General features: G+C 36.5%; 19 protein-coding genes and 1 pseudogene. 9 read left to right on the top strand and 11 right to left on the bottom strand.

Features of this window, described 5'->3' with window-relative positions:
• Positions 1 to 6: 6 nt before the first annotated feature.
• Together AAGD93_RS05180 and AAGD93_RS05175 are read right to left on the bottom strand one after the other, a co-directional pair.
• Positions 7 to 594: an L-threonylcarbamoyladenylate synthase gene (locus AAGD93_RS05180; protein WP_264338125.1), complete on the bottom strand. Its 588-nt coding sequence runs from the start codon at positions 592 to 594 to the stop codon at positions 7 to 9.
• Between the two features lie 415 nt (positions 595 to 1,009).
• Complete coding sequence (locus tag AAGD93_RS05175) at positions 1,010 to 1,480, bottom strand: hypothetical protein (protein ID WP_182309938.1); 471 nt, start codon at positions 1,478 to 1,480, stop codon at positions 1,010 to 1,012.
• 75 nt (positions 1,481 to 1,555) lie between these two features.
• Here AAGD93_RS05175 and miaA point away from each other — a divergent pair, with 75 nt between their 5' ends.
• Entirely contained in the window at positions 1,556 to 2,440 is an 885-nt protein-coding gene (miaA, locus tag AAGD93_RS05170) for a tRNA (adenosine(37)-N6)-dimethylallyltransferase MiaA (protein WP_341819226.1), read from the top strand.
• Here miaA and AAGD93_RS05165 read toward each other — a convergent pair.
• Positions 2,437 to 3,267 carry a hypothetical protein gene (locus AAGD93_RS05165; protein WP_341819917.1) on the bottom strand — a complete coding sequence of 277 codons (831 nt, stop codon included), beginning with the start codon at positions 3,265 to 3,267 and terminating at the stop codon, positions 2,437 to 2,439. The genes miaA and AAGD93_RS05165 overlap by 4 nt on opposite strands.
• Positions 3,268 to 3,563: 296 nt before the next feature.
• Here AAGD93_RS05165 and recG point away from each other — a divergent pair, with 296 nt between their 5' ends.
• Entirely contained in the window at positions 3,564 to 5,585 is a 2,022-nt protein-coding gene (recG, locus tag AAGD93_RS05160) for an ATP-dependent DNA helicase RecG (RefSeq protein ID WP_341819225.1), read from the top strand.
• Positions 5,586 to 6,247: 662 nt separating this feature from the next.
• Here recG and AAGD93_RS05155 read toward each other — a convergent pair.
• From AAGD93_RS05155 to AAGD93_RS05145, 3 genes are all read right to left on the bottom strand, one after another.
• Positions 6,248 to 6,385: a hypothetical protein gene (locus tag AAGD93_RS05155; protein ID WP_160142664.1), complete on the bottom strand. Its 138-nt coding sequence runs from the start codon at positions 6,383 to 6,385 to the stop codon at positions 6,248 to 6,250.
• Positions 6,386 to 6,713: 328 nt separating this feature from the next.
• Positions 6,714 to 7,573 (bottom strand): IS630 family transposase gene (locus AAGD93_RS05150; RefSeq protein ID WP_341819182.1). Its coding sequence is split into 2 segments (ribosomal slippage): positions 6,714 to 7,249 and positions 7,249 to 7,573, totalling 861 coding nucleotides; the frame shifts between segments, so codons are not numbered across the junction.
• 536 nt (positions 7,574 to 8,109) lie between these two features.
• A complete protein-coding gene (locus AAGD93_RS05145) occupies positions 8,110 to 9,159 on the bottom strand; it encodes a class I SAM-dependent methyltransferase (RefSeq protein WP_182320464.1) in 1,050 nt (349 codons plus the stop codon).
• Positions 9,160 to 9,260: 101 nt separating this feature from the next.
• Between AAGD93_RS05145 and AAGD93_RS05140 the strand changes: the two genes are divergently transcribed.
• Both AAGD93_RS05140 and AAGD93_RS05135 read left to right on the top strand, forming a co-directional pair.
• Complete coding sequence (locus AAGD93_RS05140; RefSeq protein ID WP_410529898.1) at positions 9,261 to 9,632, top strand: hypothetical protein; 372 nt, start codon at positions 9,261 to 9,263, stop codon at positions 9,630 to 9,632.
• The gene (locus AAGD93_RS05135; protein WP_064125056.1) at positions 9,633 to 9,917 is read left to right on the top strand and encodes a DUF2610 domain-containing protein; all 285 of its coding nucleotides are present in this window, start codon (positions 9,633 to 9,635) and stop codon (positions 9,915 to 9,917) included. It begins immediately after the preceding gene.
• A gap of 254 nt (positions 9,918 to 10,171) precedes the next feature.
• Here the strand turns inward: AAGD93_RS05135 and dapD are convergent, their stop codons facing one another.
• Positions 10,172 to 11,002, bottom strand: a complete 831-nt coding sequence (gene dapD, locus AAGD93_RS05130) for a 2,3,4,5-tetrahydropyridine-2,6-dicarboxylate N-succinyltransferase (RefSeq protein ID WP_341819223.1) — start codon at positions 11,000 to 11,002, stop codon at positions 10,172 to 10,174.
• 75 nt (positions 11,003 to 11,077) lie between these two features.
• Between dapD and AAGD93_RS05125 the strand changes: the two genes are divergently transcribed.
• Both AAGD93_RS05125 and rpe read left to right on the top strand, forming a co-directional pair.
• Positions 11,078 to 11,506, top strand: a complete 429-nt coding sequence (locus AAGD93_RS05125) for a zinc-ribbon domain-containing protein (protein ID WP_182366253.1) — start codon at positions 11,078 to 11,080, stop codon at positions 11,504 to 11,506.
• Between the two features lie 103 nt (positions 11,507 to 11,609).
• The gene (gene rpe, locus AAGD93_RS05120; protein ID WP_341819222.1) at positions 11,610 to 12,290 is read left to right on the top strand and encodes a ribulose-phosphate 3-epimerase; all 681 of its coding nucleotides are present in this window, start codon (positions 11,610 to 11,612) and stop codon (positions 12,288 to 12,290) included.
• Positions 12,291 to 12,433: 143 nt separating this feature from the next.
• On the opposite strand, the pseudogene tnpC reads toward rpe, so the two are convergent.
• The 3 genes and pseudogenes from tnpC to AAGD93_RS05105 all read right to left on the bottom strand — a co-directional run bounded on the left by tnpC (position 12,434) and on the right by AAGD93_RS05105 (position 16,375).
• Positions 12,434 to 13,813: pseudogene (gene tnpC / locus AAGD93_RS05115) on the bottom strand (IS66 family transposase).
• A 112-nt stretch (positions 13,814 to 13,925) separates the two neighbouring features.
• On the bottom strand, positions 13,926 to 15,176 hold the full coding sequence (ribD, locus tag AAGD93_RS05110) for a bifunctional diaminohydroxyphosphoribosylaminopyrimidine deaminase/5-amino-6-(5-phosphoribosylamino)uracil reductase RibD (RefSeq protein WP_341819221.1): 1,251 nt from the start codon (positions 15,174 to 15,176) through the stop codon (positions 13,926 to 13,928).
• Positions 15,176 to 16,375 carry a deoxyguanosinetriphosphate triphosphohydrolase gene (locus AAGD93_RS05105; protein ID WP_341819220.1) on the bottom strand — a complete coding sequence of 400 codons (1,200 nt, stop codon included), beginning with the start codon at positions 16,373 to 16,375 and terminating at the stop codon, positions 15,176 to 15,178. Before AAGD93_RS05105 ends, ribD begins: the two co-directional genes overlap by 1 nt.
• Before the next feature lie 47 nt (positions 16,376 to 16,422).
• Here AAGD93_RS05105 and AAGD93_RS05100 point away from each other — a divergent pair, with 47 nt between their 5' ends.
• Entirely contained in the window at positions 16,423 to 16,884 is a 462-nt protein-coding gene (locus AAGD93_RS05100; RefSeq protein ID WP_010081891.1) for a HesB/IscA family protein, read from the top strand.
• 314 nt (positions 16,885 to 17,198) lie between these two features.
• Complete coding sequence (locus AAGD93_RS05095) at positions 17,199 to 17,873, top strand: ABC transporter ATP-binding protein (RefSeq protein WP_065106727.1); 675 nt, start codon at positions 17,199 to 17,201, stop codon at positions 17,871 to 17,873.
• Positions 17,874 to 18,111: 238 nt separating this feature from the next.
• On the opposite strand, the gene AAGD93_RS05085 is transcribed toward AAGD93_RS05095, so the two are convergent.
• On the bottom strand, positions 18,112 to 18,810 hold the full coding sequence (locus tag AAGD93_RS05085) for an alpha/beta hydrolase (protein WP_341819218.1): 699 nt from the start codon (positions 18,808 to 18,810) through the stop codon (positions 18,112 to 18,114).
• A 155-nt stretch (positions 18,811 to 18,965) separates the two neighbouring features.
• On the opposite strand from AAGD93_RS05085, the gene AAGD93_RS05080 reads away from it, so the two are divergent.
• Positions 18,966 to 20,102, top strand: a complete 1,137-nt coding sequence (locus tag AAGD93_RS05080) for a cysteine desulfurase family protein (RefSeq protein ID WP_341819217.1) — start codon at positions 18,966 to 18,968, stop codon at positions 20,100 to 20,102.
• The last annotated feature ends 213 nt before the right edge of the window (positions 20,103 to 20,315 follow it).

Raw genomic sequence — 20,315 nt, 5'->3', positions numbered from 1 at the left:
TAGATTTTAGTTTGAAAATGCGTTGTTTACTGTTTGTAATGAAATTGCACCTTCCCTTAAAACCTTAATCTTATCTTCGGTTAAGTCAATAATAGTAGATTCTATACCAGAAACTAGTTCGTCATCTTCAATCACTACAGATAAATGTTGCTTAATGGATTGTGGTATATCGTTTGCCTTACATACACTTTTTTTTCCTGAAATATTTGTACTAGTTGCAACTATTGGAACTTTCAGTTTGTTTAGTATTGAAATTGCAATAGGATGCTCAGGAATTCTGATACCTATACTATCTTTAAAGAATTCGTTTGGCAATATGTTGTTGTTTTTAAGTGGTAAAATATAGGTAATTGGTCCAGGAGAAAAGTGGTTTATTAAATCAATATATCTTTCCTTTACCTTTGCTATTTTTGTCAAATTGTAAATATCACTAACAAATATAGACAGTGGTTTATTTTGAGAGCGTTTCTTTATCTGATATATTTTTCCTATAGATTCATTATCTAGTGCATTACAAGCAAGAGCATACACTGTTTCTGTTGGAAAACACACTAACAAGTTGTTCTGTATTGCATTTATTATTTTAGATACCATATAGCTCAAAACTTATTTATAACAACTAGATCAGTTTTGTTGCATTGTATCTTATATAGTAACTGCTAGTTTGTATCCGTTCAGGATAGCGGCAAGACCATAGAGTAAAAGTGAGTTTACAACAAATGGTGTCATCCCAGTGCTTGACACTGGGATCCAGGAATTTTATTAAGTTGGTAAGCATAAAAGTAGCCGTTTTATGTTAAAATACAACATTTTGATGATTATGAAAAAGCTGGATTCCAGTGTCAAGCACTGGAATGACATCGTTTACTATGTACCATATTGCAATGTTCGTACAGCTGTGTGTCACGCACTTTGCTTCAATATTTGCACATTAGCCACTCCTCTAAACAGATACGCTAGTTTTTGTGAATATAATACAACGCAGCTTACCATTTGTTATGCAGACTTGCTACAACCCAAACTCTTCATTGACTTTATCAACTATTGCCTGTGGTGGATCCTCTCCCCATCCTGAATACAAAATCTCTCCATAGTCTGCAACATCTATAGAGCCAGTTCTGCTTTTTGCTAGAAACATTTCTCTTTTCTCTTTATCAACTAATACATAATGCCACGCTGATTTTCCACGATCTTTACCACGGACTAAGTATATAAGATCTGACCTACTTCTTTTTGTTGCATCAGCAAAAGATCTTTCATTGACAGTTCTGCTTTTACTTTTTATGCCGCCACTTTCAGAAAAAGCTTCCTTGGATTCGGTTTTTTTGCCTGCTAATTCAGAAATTTTTCCTTTTTCCCCTAGCGCACGTTCTTTGGTGTTTTGAGACGAATACTTACTGGAAAAACCTTCCCCTGTACCGCCAGGAGTCCTGTTTGTGAAACGCTTAGTAAATGAATTATTGTCGTTGTTTTCTGCCATAAAAATCTCCAAACTTTAGATTGTAGAATCCAAACTTTTACTACACTTTATCATATGTTAATTAAATTAATATAAATGAAAAATAATATAGTAATTATTACAGGAATTACGGCCTCAGGTAAATCAGAATTATGCGATAACCTGATAGAAAAATATGGAAATATTAGTATAATAAATTGTGATTCAAAGCAGGTATATGAAGAAATTCCCATAATTACTGCTCAACCACCAAAGCAAGAAGTATTTTATAAACTATATGGTTATGTTTCAGCAAAAGAAAATTATTCCGTGGGTCTATGGTTAGAGGATTTAGAAAAAGAAGTTAATCACGCATTAGAAAATGCTCAAATACCTATCATCACTGGAGGAAGCGGGCTTTACATCAGCAGTTTAATCAAAGGCTTATCATCAATGCCACAAATAAGTCAGGAAGTGAGGAAAAATGTAAGCGAATTAAGGAAAAATTTAAGTAAAGAGGAGTTTTACAAATTAGTGCTAAGCAAAGATCCAAGGATTCAAGGTAAAGTATTCATGAATGACTCGCACCGCCTTTCAAGGGCACTTGAAGTTATCACTGAAACTGGTAAGACAATCTTTGTATGGCAAGAAAATAGACAGCCTCCTTTATTCAATAATTTTCAGATATATACAATTCTGCCTAAACGTGAAGATGTATACCGAAAAATAAATTCTCGTTTTATCAAAATGATCGAAAATGGAGCAATTGATGAAGTAAAAAAGTTACTTAGCATGAACCTAGCCCCACATTTACCAGCTATGAAAGCACACGGAGTGCCAGAAATTATAAAGTACTTGAAAGGTGAGATTACTTTAGACGAAGCGATACAAATTGCTCAAACAAACACAAGACACTACGCGAAACGTCAGTATACCTGGTTTAAAAACCAATTTCCAAATGCTGAAGTGATTGATTGTGCAAATGAGCTCAAGATATTTTAATTCAGGCCGTGCTCATTATTATGAATAGGGGGTTCCATATTTTCCAGATGGTCGCTTACTTCTAGTGGATCGCATAAACCATGCTCTATTTTTATTTTAAAAAATCCAAGCCTCTCGCACAATTTCTGAAAGTATTCTTTTATAATGTCAAATAAGCTTTTATCACCTATATTATAGTCCTTCAGTCTCTCAGGAACAGTAAGTGACAAGTTACCATTTGTGTATGTTACATTTTTATCATCTTGAGACTTAAGCGTGAATTCTAGTGAGCTGGATAGATCACACACCTTGTCACCGAATGTACCGTCACTCCTTTGGAAAAATATTGGTAATGTCATATCAGATTTAACACTCACATTATTTTGGCTAACACAGTCAATACTTATCACTTTTTCAGGGCTTTCTATTATGAATGAATGCTGGCTAAGTGCACCTTGAAACTCTATATGTACACCAGCTTCATATCCTGCTTGATTACAATTGATAACTAATTCTTCCAAGATAGAGTCACTTGGAACTTCTGCCTTAGCGTATTTGAACATCTCCTTAAAAACTTTTCTTGCAAATGGGCGGTAGTCTTCATTTTTACCTTCACTTTTTGGCAGTAAACTATCATGTTCTTTGTATAGCTCGGCAATCAAATCTCTACTTATACTTTTGCCGTTAATAACAAAATCCATTCTCTGAAAATCTAAGAACGCTGTATTACCAGAATTCGCTTCAGCATTGTCTTTACCAGCTCTTAACTTGCTAAAACCAAACTTTTCTGCTTGAGCTCTTAGTGTAACTATTGGATTTTCCTTTTCTTTTGGTGTAGAGCTGTTCATCATTAATACCTTGATATAGACTGCTAATGGTATAATAATACATAAAAATGATTAATAAGTTAATAAAATACCTACTATAAGCCCTATGATAGCAAATATAGTTAGGGGTAACTTAGGCTTACCGACGATTTTAAAAACAACAAATTCGTCATTCCGTTACGTGTTAGCGGCTGAGATAACGCGAATGAATCGCGGTATGACGTTAGAGAGCTGTGCTAGCTATAGTGCATACCTGACCATAAGGTGACAAGATTTTAAAAAGGCTCTATAACAGTTTTACACATGTATGAATCTCAATGAGCAATCAGATTTTTCTAAATAGCAGGCTGGAGAATATACCTAAGTTCCATTCCGCAATATTGCCTAAACTTTGTGGTGGGGACAAGGTGGTGGATCTGCTGTTTTATAAGCCACTTAGTTATGTGGATAGAAGCAAGTTACTATCTGATGCTCGAGTTGGAGAATTTACAACTTTCATTGCAAAAGTTTATGAACATCAGTCGCCCACTTTTAGAGGTAGACCATATAAAATAGTCGTTGAAAGTGAGAGTCAGTATATATTCATAGTCTTTTTTAATTACTCAGTTAAGTATTTATATAAACTATTTCCAATTGGAGCGAATGTGATCATCAGTGGCAAACTCGAAAAATTTGCTGAACATTGGCAAATTACTCATCCAGATTACGTGTCGCTTGACATCAACCAATTTAAAGAAATAGCTTGCATAGAGCCAGTTTACCAATTATGCCGTGGCATTACCAATAAGCGCATTGGGAACATAATAAGCTCTAATCTAAAGGAATTGCCTGATTTACCAGAGTGGATAGATGATACATTAATCAAGCAAAAAAAATGGTTAAGTTGGAGGGAAAGCATCATAAAGTTGCACAGACCAAGCTCATTGGCGGAAGCTGAGGTTTGTAGAAAAAGGCTTGCTTATGATGAATTGTTTGCGTATCAGCTAGCGCTGAAACTTGCAAGAAAAAATCATGTGAAAGAAAGGGGAAGAGAATTTGTAATATTGAGTAAATACAAAGAGCAAGTTTTAAATGAATTGTCGTTTCAATTAACAAATGATCAAACTCGTGCAATAGATGAGATCTCAGAAAGACAAAAATCCAAGTATCGCATGATAAGCTTGCTGCAAGGTGATGTTGGTAGTGGCAAAACCGTAGTTGCACTTTTTGCGATGATAAATGTGGTAGAAAACAACATGCAGGCAGCTCTAATGGCACCGACTACTATCTTGGCGGAGCAACATTATAATTGGATTGAGGAAGTTTTATCCTGTACCGATATAAAAGTTGCGCTGCTTACTGGTAAAACTTCGCGCAAGGAAAGAAAGATTATCATGAACGAACTTGCAAGTGGTGTTTTAAATATAGTGATTGGCACTCATGCACTATTTCAAGCTAACGTTACATTTAAAAATTTAGGGCTTGCAGTCATAGACGAGCAACAGCGATTTGGAGTGATGCAGAGAAATCGCTTGGTAGGAAAAGGAGAAAATGCCGATATACTTTTCGTTACTGCAACTCCCATTCCAAGAACCTTGCAGCAAGCTATGTATGGTGATGTTGAATGTTCAATTTTGAAAGAAAAACCAAAATCCAGATTGCCAATAAAAACTGTAACTATGAACATTAGTAGGGTGCCAGATGTTATTGAAAAGCTAAAAGGTGCTATAAACAGGGGCGAAAAAGCATATTGGATTTGTCCATATATAGAAGAAAACGAAGAGACCAATATTGCTGCAGCAGAGATGCGTTTTCAGGAATTACAAAAAACATTTCTTGATAAAGTCGGGATAATACACGGAAAATTGACTCAGGAGCAGAAAGATCAAGTTATGTTTTCCTTCAAAAGGAATGAATTTTCTCTGCTTGTTGCAACCACTGTGATAGAAGTTGGTATAGATGTGCCAGATGCAACCATCATGATTATAGAAAATGCAGAGCAATTTGGGTTATCACAATTGCATCAGTTAAGAGGCAGAGTAGGGCGAGGAAACAAGCCATCTTTTTGTGTATTATTATACGATAATTTAAGTAAAAGCTCATCTTCAAAGTTAAAGATCATGTGTGAGTCACAAGATGGATTTTACATTGCTGAAAGGGATATGATGCTAAGAGGCAGTGGAGATATTTTAGGCACAAAACAATCAGGATGTATGGAATTTAAATTTGCTGATTTATATCAGGACAAAGAGCTGCTCAATCTCGCGTATAATAACGCAAAAGGCGCAATGGCTGATTTTGAATTACTGCTTGATATATTTGAATATAGGAGTAGATTACATTTTTCAAAATTTCAGTAGAAAAACCAGGTAGCCCGCAGAAACAAAAAAACTTCCTTGACAAACTCCGCCAGCCCCCTTATCATAAAATTGAAGCTATTGTATTTGCTTTCGCCAATCTGCAGATTAAAAGGTAAGGATTACTTAATGTATCGGCGTCTTATGTTTAATTTTTTGCAGTATATAGATACTGTATGTCTTTACAAAACTTCATCTACATCTAGATTTTTATCTAAATAAGCTGAACGCGCTTATAAAGCGTTACAAGACATCAAAAAATGCCAATACTCGACAGAGATAGTAAAAGACTAGCTAACTCGGGGATTCTTTGTCTTTTTTTCTGCTTAGTAAATTTCTTAAACATTTGCAGCGTAGGTTAGTTGCAATTAAAAGCAGCTGAATTTCGCTTGTCAAGCGTTTAAAACATAAAAAACGCCAATATTTTAAAGCGGATAATAACCCCAGGGCTTCTTTTGCCTTTTTTTTCATTTGGTAAATTTCTTAACGTTTATAGCTAAAAGAGCCCAAGAGAGGTCAGTGCTCCTGTGATGTCATTCCAGTGCTTGACACTGCTCTCCTTTGTCATCCCAGTGCCCAGACACTGGGATCCAGCATTTCATGCAATCCCATCAAGAACGTTGTATTTTACATAACACTTTTATGCTTACCAACCCAGTGTCCAATCAAAATTCCTGGATCCCAGTGTCTGGGCACTGGGATGACATCATAGGGACACTGGGATGACACCATAGGGGCACTGCCGTCATAAAGGAACCAGTGTCAGCTACTTGAATGACATCATAGGGGCGCTGGCCTGACAACCGTCATCCCGCTGCTTGTTAGCGGGATCTAGAGATACCGCGAATGAATCGCGGTATGACGGTTCGTGGCGGGATGACGATAAGCTCGTCATCCCGCTACTTGTTAGCGGAATCTGCTGTGGCAACATAAACTCAAATCACTTCAAATTTCAATCTAAAGAGGTATCATTATGTCAAACAACTTCAATTTTAAAGAATTTTTTAACCACTATGAAACAAATAGTACGTCAGATGATATACAAAGGTATTATTTGCTGTGGAAATCAGTAATAGCGCAGGCGATGACTGATGCAGCAAGTATAGCATTTCTCATAATAGTCCGAACAGGTCATAGGAAGGCAGAATCAACAGCACGACGAAAGGATTCGAATAGAGGAATGTTTTTCCTGGCTCTGTTTTTTATAGCAAACCAATGATGCTCAATTTTGTTGAAATCTGGAGAATAAGGCGGCAGATACAAAATTTCTGCACCAACCCCTTTAGCAAGCTCGATAATCTTATCAGACTTATGAAAAGTAGCATTGTCAAGAATGACAGTCTGTCCAGGTTCCAAGATCGGTGTCAAAAATTGCTCAAACCATCCATTAAAAACATCCATATTACAGTGGCCTTCAAAGGTTAACGGAACAACTATCTTTCTTCCACTTAAGGCTGCAACCATACTGATTCGTTGAGTTTTCTTTCCAGATTTTAAGGCATAAAACCGCTGTCCTTTCTGGCAATATCCGTAGGGGTAGTCTTCGGTGTTATCAATGCCAGACTCATCTATATACACTAAGTTTTTAGGTTCTTTTGTCGCTATAATTTTCAAAAATTCAGCACGTTTTTCTTCGTTTCTTTCCTTGTATCCATATGTCTTTTTTTGCGCGTAAATCCAATTTTTTTAAGGGCTCGATAGATCGTTTGGATACTAACGTTGTTCCAAAGTTTAGCCATTTCCGATAGAGTCTTTCCTCCGTGTTCTCTGGCAAATTTGGCAAAGGTATCCCAGTCGGTAATTTTGTGATTGTAACCCCCATTTCCAAGTTTTTTTGATTGAAAGTCTCCTGTTTCTTTTCTTCTTTGCTGCCACTCCCATAAAGTAGTTCGTCCAATCTTAAATCTTGCTGCCACTGTTTCTCTGCTTTCTCCTTCGTCTAGCGCTTCCATTCCTTTTTTTCTTAAATCATAACTATATGCTGCTGGCATTCAACCTCCTTATCATCATCTATCCTTATCCTATCACATCCGGACTTTTATGGAAAGAGCTATATGTGTCATGTATGAAATAGAGAGACGAATGCAAATGAACCACTGAAAAAGTGTCGAAAGGAACTAGACGACGTCAAAACCAGGCTAACCTGGTATCGGGAGCTTGTTTACTGGATAGGTGGCGTCCGGCATAGAGGTGGCGTGAATCTATTTTGGGCTATTGCGTGGAACTGCGGGAACCTGTCATTTCGATGATAAGGGAGAAATCCAAGGAGCTAAACTCCAAGGGTGAGAGTACCGATACGGAAAACAGGGGCGCGTAGTAGTGAAGAAATCTCTGTAATGGAGATGGAGCGAAGGGATTTAGTTTGGTTATTTGTCAACCAGAAATGGGATGAGCAATTGATTAAAACAGAGTCCTTGATTATGCTATAATTAGTAGCAAGGGCCGAATAATGGGAGCTGTGTGAGTCGAGAGGTTCATGCACAGTTCTGCGAGAGGCTGGCGGGGAAGGTCCGCCGGTCTACTCTCCCTATATCAATAGCATTGCTTTAAAAAGAGTGCCCATATTTTCAGTCAACCTTAAGAATTCACTAAAGATCCTATTCTTTTGTTCATCACTTGCGCTTTTCATTAAAGCCAGGGTTCTTTCTTTTATGCCAAAAAGATATAAAAATTCTCTTTGAGTTAAAATCTCGCAATCTACGTGTTTTAATGAATCTTTTAATGCTTGAAAGTTTACAAGTGCGGTAATATCACTATTACCAACATTCTCAAGAAAATTAGCATACTTATGTTGTTTTATCGATTGCAAAGTGCTCTTATATGCGGGGTATACATAACCGTAATCTACAATCAAAGCAGCTCCTTTATTATTATATATCTTCTTCTCAAGTTTTTTTAATATTTCAACCCCAACTGAACATATTTCCACCACTGCACCATTAAAAAATTTTCCATTTGTCATCTGAGTAGCTGACACTGGAATCCATGATTCTTTTTTTCTGGATTCCAGTGTCACGCACTGGCATGACACCAAGAGACTGCCATCATCTTGTTTTGTCACCATATTTTCATACCACCCCTCATCATGATATACAAACTGATCTATCGGAAGAGCGTCAAAGAACTCATTTGCTAAAAAAATGGTTGGTTGTTCTGGTAGGTTGTCAATATTTTTGTGCCAATTAACATCTAAGCTTTTTAATTTTTCCTTTTGTATCTTCCGTAAAGTAGGGCTTATTTCAACTAAGTGGATCAACATTGAATTAAAAAAGCTGCTGTATTTTTTAGTGACTCTTATTATATCGTGAATGAGTGTTCCTTTGCCTGGCCCAAGTTCAACTAGAGAAAATTTTGATGGCTTTCCTAATTTTTCCCATGTATGCATTATCCAAACTGCAATTACTTCACCAAATAATTGGCTGATCTCAGGTGCGGTAGTAAAATCACCATCCTTACCAAGCGGTAATTTACTTGTATAATAGCCGTATTTTTCATGGTACAAAACGGCATTCATGAAATCACTGATGGATATTGATCCTTGACTTTTGTCAATTAATTCGTGTATATAAGTGAGCATGTTATTAATAAATGTTTAACTATAGCGTGCCATAATATAAAATAGTAGAGTATTTATATATATAGTATAAACTTAAGTTTGTGAGTAATAGTGCTTCAGTTATGGACGACAAAAACACCGATTATGTTGCCCTTGTACCTCAAGATGATAGTATTGAATACAAATTTGAAGAAGCTGTCAATTTTATAGAAAACAAGGTTATAAATGCTGATGGGCTAACTTTAGCGGAAGTGTTTCAAGTGCTAGTTCAAATGCTAGATGGTGATCTAGCATTGGTAAAAAAAGTACTAGCATATGCTAATATTATGGCAAAGCATGGAATGAAGGTAGCAAAAGAGTCGCAATTAAGCAGAGCTGATGTTCGCCGAGCTTTGGAAGGTAGAGAAAGTGTTGTCAATAGACAAGATTTTATAAAGAAACCACCTCTTCCACCTGCTATAAAATCGACCAAAAAGAAAAGTAGAGGTCTTTAAATGGCCGAATCTATAAAAAAATTTACTGTACAATGTGACTTCAAAGGACAAAGTTCACCTTTTGCAATATACATAGGAAATCCAAAAAGTGATGCTCATCCAATTCATCATCAAGATTCCTGGCTTGTAAAAGAACGTGGAGGGAATATTCCTAATAAAGTAAAAGAAAGTCTACAAAAATTATATAAACTATCTCAAGAAAATGGAGTCTCTTTCTCAGAGTTATGCGCGTATGCCATTACTGTGGTTAGTAATAATGATAAAAAAAGCGATAGCAAAAAATAGCAAACTGCTCTCTTATCATCCCAGTGCTTGACACTGGGATCCAGCTAGGTTGGTGAATATAAAAGTAGCTAATCTCATTTATATTAAAACACTACGTTTTTGATGGGGTTGCGTGAAAAACTGGATTCCAGTGTCAAGCACTGGAATGACACCACCTGCCACACAAATTGCCTACAAATTACAATGTTCGTACAGTAAGTACTGAAATGACATCATTTACTATGTAATATTGTGTCATATTACAGATATATAGTTTAATCCCTCAATATTTGATTTATAGAGATTTTCGATCTCGTCTTTTCATCCACTTTTTTTACTATGACTGCACAATAGGTTGAAATATTATTTTTAGATGGAATAGACCCTGGTACCACTACAGAATAAGGTGGCACTTCGCCGTAAAATACCTTGCTAGTTTCTCTATCAATAATCTTTGTTGATGCCCCAATAAACACACCTATGCCAAGGACTGATCCTTCTCTCACTACCACACCCTCGGCCACCTCGCTACGTGCTCCAATAAAGCAATTATCTTCTATAATGACAGGTGAAGCTTGAATAGGCTCAAGGACTCCACCTATTCCCACTCCACCGGAAATATGGCAGTTTTTTCCTATTTGCGCACAGCTACCAATCGTTGACCAGGTATCTATCATTGTTCCTGAATCAACATATGCACCAACGTTGATAAAACTTGGCATTAGGACAACATTTGTACCTATATAAGCAGATCGGCGGACAAAACACCCAGGAACTGCTCTAATTTTTAACTGGCGAAATTTCTCCTCATTCCATTCACTAAATTTGTTACCGATCTTGTCAAACCAGCAATTGGTATTGTCTATTATTTTGTTTTCTTCAGTGAGAAAATGTAATAATATTGCCTGCTTTATCCACTTATGTACTACCCATTCTCCACTTGATAGCTTTTCTGCTACTCTAATTTTGCCACTATCAAGGAGCTCAATTACCTCTTTAATTGCTATTCTTGCTGTTTTCTTTAGATTACAGTCATTAAATTTTTCTCTATTTTTCCAAATATTTTCTATCTCACTCTGTGTTTTTTTTAGTTGCAAACCTTCCATTTGTTATATATATATTGATATTAAATTTGTAGCTCTGTATCATTTGAGCTTGTTACTACTTTATATGTAAGTGCTATGAAAATACAATGTAATAGTTGTACTAAAACTTACTTAGTATCTCCTAAGCAAATTGGCGCGTCTGGAAGAAAGGTAAAATGTACGAACTGCAATCACATATGGCATGAATATCTAGAAGAAGTGTCAAACAAACAGCACTCTGCTAATATACAGGAAAAAAAAGTTAGTGGAAGAAATTTTTTACAAAATCTAGCATTTACCACTCTAGCTTTTGCAACAGCTACAGGGTTATGCGTCGTAATTGCTAACGGCATCTTTCCTAGAGAGATGAACAAAGCATACAAAACGATCAGTTTATACAAGGATTCAATAAGCTATAAATTAGGGTACAAAAAAGAACAAACAGAAAGTCCAAATGTAAAAAAACTTGCTGTAAATAAGTTTTATCAAGACTACCTTTTTTTATCTAATTTAAGATCTAGTTAAATAGGCATACCGATATCAGTATCCAGTTCCTCTAGCTACTCAGATGGTGCTTAGGGTGACAGAGTTTTAAAAATAAGTTATTTTTTAGCAAAAAAGGCAGCTCATGAGTATTAAAATTGCACCTTCTATACTTTCAGCAGATTTTGCAAAATTAGGAGAAGAAGTAAGAAAAATTAGCGATTTAGGTGTAGATTACATACACATAGACGTTATGGATGGGAATTTCGTTCCAAATATTACAATTGGTCCTAGCGTTGTCTCTGCAATACGTAAATATAGCAATCTTCCTTTTGATGTGCATTTAATGGTCAAATCTCCTGGTAACCACATTGAAAGCTTTATAAATGCTGGTGCTGATATTATCACTGTACATGCAGAAGCAGAGATACACCTTGAGAGGTTGATAAGAAAGATAAAGTCATACAAAAATGTAAACGACGCAAAAAAACCGATTCAAGCTGGAGTCTCAATTGTTCCTTCAACTTCCCCAAGTGTGCTTGAATATATAATACATGAGCTAGATATTGTGCTGATTATGACAGTCAACCCTGGCTTTGGAGGGCAGGAATTCATTCATTCACAGTTGAACAAGATATCTACTATGAAAAAAATGATACAAGAGCGTAACCTTAAAACACAAATTTCAGTAGATGGTGGAATTAACTTTTTTAACGCAGCTGATATAATAAAAGCAGGTGCTGATATTTTAGTTGCGGGATCGGCGATATTCAAGGCTGAAGATATTAAGAAGGCCGTAAACGATCTTAAAAATCTATTGTTGTGACCCTATATAGCTAAAGTGGCTTAGGTTTACCTACAATTTGAAAAACAACAAATTCGTCATTCCGCTACTCGTTAGCGGAATCTATGCTGAGATACCGCGGTGGTATGACGTAGAAAAACCTTTCTTGGGTTGTATCCGTTCAGCTAAGCGGTGTGAGAGATGATAGATAAGAGGTTTTGGAAAGGATTGAGACCCCTTTGTTTCCATGTCAAGTATAATGAAATTATCCGTTCAAGGAATGCATTTCCCCGCTTCGATTGGGTAAAATATGAATTTTTGCGATAAACGACATAATGCCGTATCTGCTGTTCAGCATGGTTGTTTGTCAGCGGAATGTTTTCTGGGTCATCTAAAAAATTCCACATTATTCTTTCAGATTTCAAAATATTTTTTGCAACTCGAGAAGCTCCAATTGCTTCAGGTAAATGTGATATTTCCTTCAAGTAATATCTTGTACGTTTTTGCAACTTTCTGGCACGTCTGGTAAATCTAAAAACATCTATCTCATTTTTTAGCAAGGCCTTTTTTAGTGCAAATAATTCAGTGGCTACGTTTCTTAAGTAACAGCCCAGAACTTTAACTTCAACTATGTGCTAATCTTTCAAAATCTCTTGATAAATGTGCCCAACAGATTTGCCTGTTCTTATCGGCAAAGTAGTTGTATGCTGCGTACCTGTCGGTTACTACTAAGCTATTGCGATTGCAGAACTTACTATTTTGTAAAACCTTCATTCCTCTTGACTCTGTCAATTTTATAAAACTTGCTGTATTACTGGCAAACATCCAGCACCAACCAAGTTTACCTTTGTTATAATGGCTCGTTTCATCGATATGCAGAACTTCACTTTTACTTACTTCTTGCTCGATTTGCTCATATGCTTCTTGGCATTTTTCTGCAACTCTAGCCTCGCTATTTGACACGCTACCAACACTGATGTCCAGGTTGAAAATATTTTTTATAATATTTGCTACTTCTCTTTTCGAGTTCTTGTAAAATCCGCTCAGCGCCGCGATTGTTGACTTAACTTTTGGACCAAATGTATCCGCAGTAACACCTTCTGGTAGCCTGCTACTTTTTCTTTTTCCACACTTGCAACAGCGGCCATTGGTATTCCACAACATAAGGCTTAATTTCTGGCAAATCAACTTTTTGATGAATGTATGGCTCTTTCGATATCGCAATTTCTCCTCCGCACTCGCAAGAACTCTATTTTCACCACTTCATCTGCTTCCATTTTAGGGCGATACTTTCCTTCATGCCCAATCTGTGCCCCTATTTTCCTGTCACTTTTTTTCTTTTTCTTCTTTAGCTTGTATAACTCTTTTGAGCTCGGTATCGATGAATTTTGTGAATTCAGACCTAGTCTTTCTTTCAATTCAGCATTTTCGATTCTTAGCGCCTTATTCTCAGATCTAAAATTTTCGTTTTCTATCTCTAACCTCTTTATCTCTGCTTTTAGTTGCTCTATCTCTATTTTAAAGCTTTCACAGAGCTTGAGAAGACTAGCTAGTAGATCAGACATATTTACCACACATACTACTTGTGATATTATGTTTTTAGCACTCCTTGTCTACTTTTTATTTTACCGCTCCGCTGAACGGATACCTTTTTTTTACTGTTTGAGTATGTAAGGATTATGACGACCTATCCCAAACCTCAACTATATCCTCACTAAACTCTATTATCTTTGTTTTTTTAAACTGATAACAGTTGTTAATGAATTGAATCCCTAAATCTCCTACAAAAGGAGTGGCATCATTGCCTAAAATTTTACCACTGCGGCATATTATCAACCTGTCGATTAAATTACACTTTAATAGTTCTGTGATTAACACTCCTCCACCTTCAACTAATAATCTTGTTATACCAATTTCTGAAACAAGTTTTGATGCCATGTCTTTTAAGCAGACTTTATTGATAATGTCAGGCTCCGATGTCATTCCAGCGCGTGACGCTGGAATCCAGTTTTCATTATGCAATTGCTTGAAGTTTTCTGGATCCCAGTGTCTGGGCACTGGGATGACAGGAGAAGGCGTTGGAATGACAGGAGAGTGTGTTGGGGTGACATCTGGAATGACAGGAGGTTTGTCATTTGAATTAACTATCAAATAGTTAATGTTTTTTATTTTTTTCTCTACTTCTTTATTTGTGATGACCCAAGTTATTACTTTGTCTGCAGTCTTTGCAATGTTATGCTCTTCCTTTAATCTCCCTTGACTATCTATAATTAGCCTTATTGGCGATCTACTTCCGAGTCCTGGTAATCTGCAAGTTAAGAGTGGATCATCATTAATAAGAGTATTGCTGCCAATCATAATTGCATCATATTTCGTTCTGAGCTCATGCACCCAGTTTCTCGTATTTTCACTTGTTATCCATTTGCTATCGCCTGTAAATGTTGCGATTTTTCCGTCAAGAGTTGTTGCGATTTTGCAAGCTATAAATGGTCTATGTAATTCTTTAGTGGTGAAAAAACCGACATTCAGTTCTTCTGCTTCTTTTTGCATAATACCTTGCTCAACTTCAATTCCTGCTTCTTTCAGAGCTTTAATGCCTCCACCTGAAACTCTACTATCTGGGTCAATAGTTGCAATTACTACTCTTTTTATGCCAGCTTTTATGATTTTTGCAGTGCAAGGCCCTGTGACTCCGTGATGACAACATGGCTCAAGAGTGATATATATAGTTGCGCCATGAGTTGAATCTTTAGCGTTTTGCAAAGCGACTACCTCCGCATGCGGACGCCCACCAATCCCTGTATATCCCTCACTAACAATTGTACCATCTTTTACAATAACACACCCGACAGCAGGATTTGGTGTAACATTTCCAAGATTTTTTTCTGCAAGCCTTAATGCAATTGACATGAAATGATCATCAGTCATTAGAAAGAAGTCATTTCGTATGAGGTATCAAAAATTCTTCTGTGCTCGTGTATAGCAAATCTATCTGTCATACCTGAGATATAGTCACATATTATTACTGAACGCTGAGATTCACAAGCGAGTTTGCTCCACTCTGTGGGAAGTAATCCTGGGTTTTCATAAAAACATTGAAAGAGTTCCTGTATTATGCGTTTTGCTTTGTTCATCGTTCTACTCAGTTTATAGCTTCTGTATATTTTCTCCATGTTGAATCTTTTCATTTCTTTTGTAGCATTCGCAACTTCTGGTGAAAATGTGACTAGCATTTTATTTAGACTTCTTACGTCTTCTACGCTTTTTATTTTGTGATCTTCAATATTTCTTTCAGTCTGAGAAACAACATCACTTATCATAGTTCCTATAGTTCCACTCAGTGATTCATGTATGAGTTTGCTCTGAGGCAATTCTGAATATCTGCTCCTTATGTCTTTAAACATTTTTTCAATTAAAGGAACATTCAGCAAATCTTCGATGGTTACTAAATTCGCCCTGAGTGCATCATCAAGATCGTGAACACTGTAAGCAATATCATCGGCAATTGAAGCAACTTGCGCTTCAATGCTTGAAAATTCTTCAAGTTTTAGATCATATTTTTTGTTGTATTCTAATAACAGCTGATTACTTGTAGAAGACTCCGCGTTTTGACCAAGCAAGGGACCGTTATGTTTTGCAACTCCTTCAATCACCTCCCAACTTAGATTCATACCATCAAAATCAGCATGTTTTTGTTCAAGATAAGTTAAAATCCTTATAGCTTGAACATTATGATCAAACTCATACTTCTCGTTATCAAGATTCAAATCTTGAACTGATTTCTTTAGAGCATCTTCACCTGCATGACCAAATGGAGGATGACCAAGATCATGTGCGAGCGCTATGCATTCAGTGATATCCTCATTTAAGCCAAGTCTACGCGCAATGGACCTTGCAATTTGTGCAACTTCAAGGCTATGAGTAAGCCGAGTGCGATAGTAGTCGTGCTCATAATTGATAAAAACTTGTGTTTTGTACTCCAACTTTCTAAACGCATTAGAGTGAATGATACGGTCCCTATCACGCTGAAAGCAGCTGCGATTCTCATCTTCTGGCTCTTTGAAGTATCTCCCTTTTGTTTTGCTTGGAAAACATGTATAATTTAATAGAAAATTATTGTTTGACATGTAAAATTTCTACTATAATAAGTTATCAATAATAAACGGTGGTTACTATGTCAACAAATTACAACATCAACTTAACTGATAATGCACTAAAAAAAATCCACTCTCTTGCAGAGCAGGAAGGGGATAAGAGTTCCATTTTACGGGTTGCAGTTTCAGGTGGTGGATGTTCTGGCTTCAAATACAATTTTCTTATGGATCAAATGAATAAAAATCTATCTTTGGATGATGAAGACGATGATTACGATGATGAGTTTGATGACGAAGACGAAGATGATGATTATGAAGAAAGCGAGGACTATAGAAGCCACTCCAGTTTTAGCGAAAAAGGTAAAGATATAGTAATTAATGATGAAAATGGCAATCCTGTATTAATGGTTGATAATTGTTCAGCAAAATTTTTAAATAACTCAGTTATAGATTATACTGAGGATCTCAGTGGTTCTGGTTTTCAAATAAAGAATGCCTTTGCTAAATCCCAGTGTGGTTGTGGCAACAGCTTCTCAGTTTAGTCAAAAATTTGATGTCATTCCAGTGCGTGACACTGGAATCCAGCCTTTTACGAAATCCCATCACAAACGTTGTGTTTTAACATAGGATTAGCTACTTTTATGCTCACCAACTTAGTGTCCAATCAAAATTCCTGGATCCCAGTGTCGGAGCACTGGGATGACACTCTTCTCTGGTGGAGGGTGCTCTCAAGTCACAACGTTCATATAGTTGTATACTTGACACTGAGGTTTATTCTTCTATTTCTTTTTTACTGGTCATGCACTATCATTTGCTATGCAAGCACAACATTTGTATGGTTATAGGTCTTTTAAACATGGGTGGTAATGTAGCACTAGAACTAACTTCTGTAGATAAAAGCTTCAAGGACAATTCTGCTGTTGTAAAGGATATCAACTTAAGTGTTACAAGAGGGCAAGTAGTAGCGCTGATTGGCAATTCAGGTGCAGGGAAAACAACTATATTGCAAATCGCAGGCTTGTTGGACAAGCCAACTTCAGGTATAGTTACGATAGATGGAATAAATTGCACACAAGCCAGTAATAAGCATAAAACTCATGTAAGAAGAAATTTTCTTAGTTTTGTTTATCAATTTCACTATTTGTTACAAGAGTTATCGGTGTTGGAAAATATTATGCTTCCTCAACTCATTGCAGGAAAAAGCAAAGCTGAAGCAAAAAAAAATTCGCAAGCAATGTTGGAAAAATTTGGTCTGGAAAACAAAGCAAGTAGCATGGTATCTGAAGTTTCGGGTGGGGAAAGGCAGAGAGTTGCAATTGCAAGAAGCATTGTAAATTCTCCAAAGCTTTTACTTGCAGATGAGCCAACAGGAAACTTAGATCCAACAAATTCTTTTAACGTGTTTTTACTGCTACATTCATACGTAAAGGAAAATAACAGCTCTATGCTTATAGTAACACACAATCATCTCCTTGCAGAAAAGGCAGACTGCATTTTCCAATTGAGAGATCGATCATTAGTGAAGTTGTGAATAGGAAAAATAGCACAATTTCTATGCCTTATACTTATCTAACCAATGATCATTAACAGAGTACAACTCGCATGAAATGCTTTCATTGCTTTTTATACACGGACTTTTTAACTTACGCTGTTTACTTAGGGAACACCCCGATAACATAAACACAGCTAAAACAAAAAATAATAGCTTTTTAAACATAACAAAACCTTTTCATTTATATTACTACACTCATTTCTCTTGTTTGTAAAGATTAGGCATATTCTTTTACCCTTACCTCTTTTTTGACCTTTTGAGAAGAAATAGTTGCACTATTCAAGCGCAGTTTTATATAATTGTCCACGATTTGAGTCACTTCCTCTTCTTTATCCTTTAGAAAGTGATTAGTATCATCTATTATATGGTATTTCATGTGATCACTTCTTACTGAATTTATCAACCTTTTTGCTAATTCTGTTACATCGCTTTCTTCTGAGATTGTATCATTACTGCTTTGTATTATAAGCCCAGAAACTGGACAGGGAGAAAGAAAAGAAAAATCGTACTTAGTTACCGGAAGAGAAAAAGCAATAAAACCCACTATCTCAGGGCGGCGCATTGTTAGCTGCATAGCCACCCATGCTCCAAAAGAAAAACCAGCGATCCAAATTGGAACATTGCTAGGATTATGTTCCTGAAGCCAATCAATGGCTACCGCAGCGTCAGTTAATTCTCCTATACCCTTATCAAAAGTTCCGGTAGATTTTCCCACACCACGAAAGTTAATTTTCAATGCAGAAAAATTGTTATCGATAAAAGACGTATATGTACTATGTACAATTTTACTATCCATATTACCACCATATTGAGGATGATGATGTAAAACCAGCACAACCGGCGCGTTGGCATCTTTGCTTTGGTGGTATTCACCTTCTATCTTTCTTGTTGCATTATTTAAAAAAACTTCAACCATGATAACTCCTAATAAGAACCCGCTTGACAGGTATTGATGACGTGAGTTATTAATTATGTATTAATTTCGCTGTTTTTGCAATAAATTTTTTATCGTGTTAAAGCTAACGTACATAGTTATGGCTATAGTTGATGGTAAACTTATTTAAGTGACAGATGAGTCCATTTTCTTTAGAAAATAGTGGTTGCGTATATGCTGATTACAATGCAACTGCTCCAATTAGTGAAAATGTAAAAAAAAGTATATTTGAGGTCTTGTCAAAACAAACGCTCAATCCATCATCACTACATAAGAGAGGACAAGAAGCGAGGAAGATTCTTCAGGATGCAAGAGATAACGTACGTGGTGCTATTGGCGTCTCAAGTGATAAAGAAATAGTTTTTACGTCTGGTGCAACTGAAGCGAATAACCTTGTTATGAGAGGAATAGCAGGCTACCTGCATATAATTTCAGCTATAGAGCATCCTTCAATTCTTAATTCTGCATGTAATCCATATATAATACCTGTTAATCAGGAGGGCATTGTTGACTTTTTAGAGCTAGAAAAAATTCTAAGCGAACTTAAAGGAAACAAAGCAATAGTTTCAGTTATGATGGCAAATAACGAAACCGGAGTTATTCAACCTATTGAGGAAATAGCTAAAATAGTACACAAGTTTGGAGCAATTTGCCACACTGACACTGCTCAAAGTGTTGGGAAAATTAAAGTTAATATGGAAGATTTAGGAGTGGATTTACTCACTTTATCCGCCCATAAATTTGGCGGTGTAGCAGGCAGTGGAGTTTTAATATTCAATAAAGAACTTGCGATAGAACCTATTATAATAGGTGGTGGACAAGAGAAGGGATTTCGTGGTGGTACGGAAAATATTGTTGCAATTGCAGGCCTTTCTGCTGCACTGCAAAATATTCCAGATCTTTTATCAAAAATGGATGAAGTAAAGGAGCTACGCGATCAATTAGAGTGTGAATTATTAAATCTTGCCAGTGACATAAGAATCTTCGGTAAAAACTCTAAGAGGCTGCCAAACACAAGTTTTATTTATATGCCAGGAGTAAAGAGTGATGTGCAGCTCATGCATTTTGACTTGAATTATATTGCAGTTAGTAATGGCTCCGCATGTTCTTCTGGAAAAGTTGAGCCTTCCCATGTTTTGCTTGCAATGGGGGCAACAAAAGAGCAAGCAGAGTGTTCAATTAGAATCAGTATAGGTCCAGAAACTAAACCACAAGACATAAAAAAAATAGTGGATTGTTGGTATAATATCTACAAGCAGAACACCTTGGTATAGATAATACGTGGTATCATGCAGGCACTGGCCGAGCATTAGATGTAAAAAATTACTTTACAACCCCGCGGTATCTCTAGATCCCGCTAACAAGCAGCGGGATGAAGGTTGTTAGGCTAGCTGTCATCCAAGTAGCTGACACTGGTTCCTTTATGACGGCAGTGCACCTATGGTGTCATTCCAGTCCCCTGACTACTTGGATCTAGCAAGCTTTGC

The organism is Wolbachia endosymbiont (group A) of Brachyopa scutellaris (assembly GCF_964026995.1).
GTDB lineage: Bacteria > Pseudomonadota > Alphaproteobacteria > Rickettsiales > Anaplasmataceae > Wolbachia > Wolbachia pipientis.
Note: the sequence above shows the minus strand (reverse complement) of the source record. Positions and strands in the feature narration are given on the sequence as shown.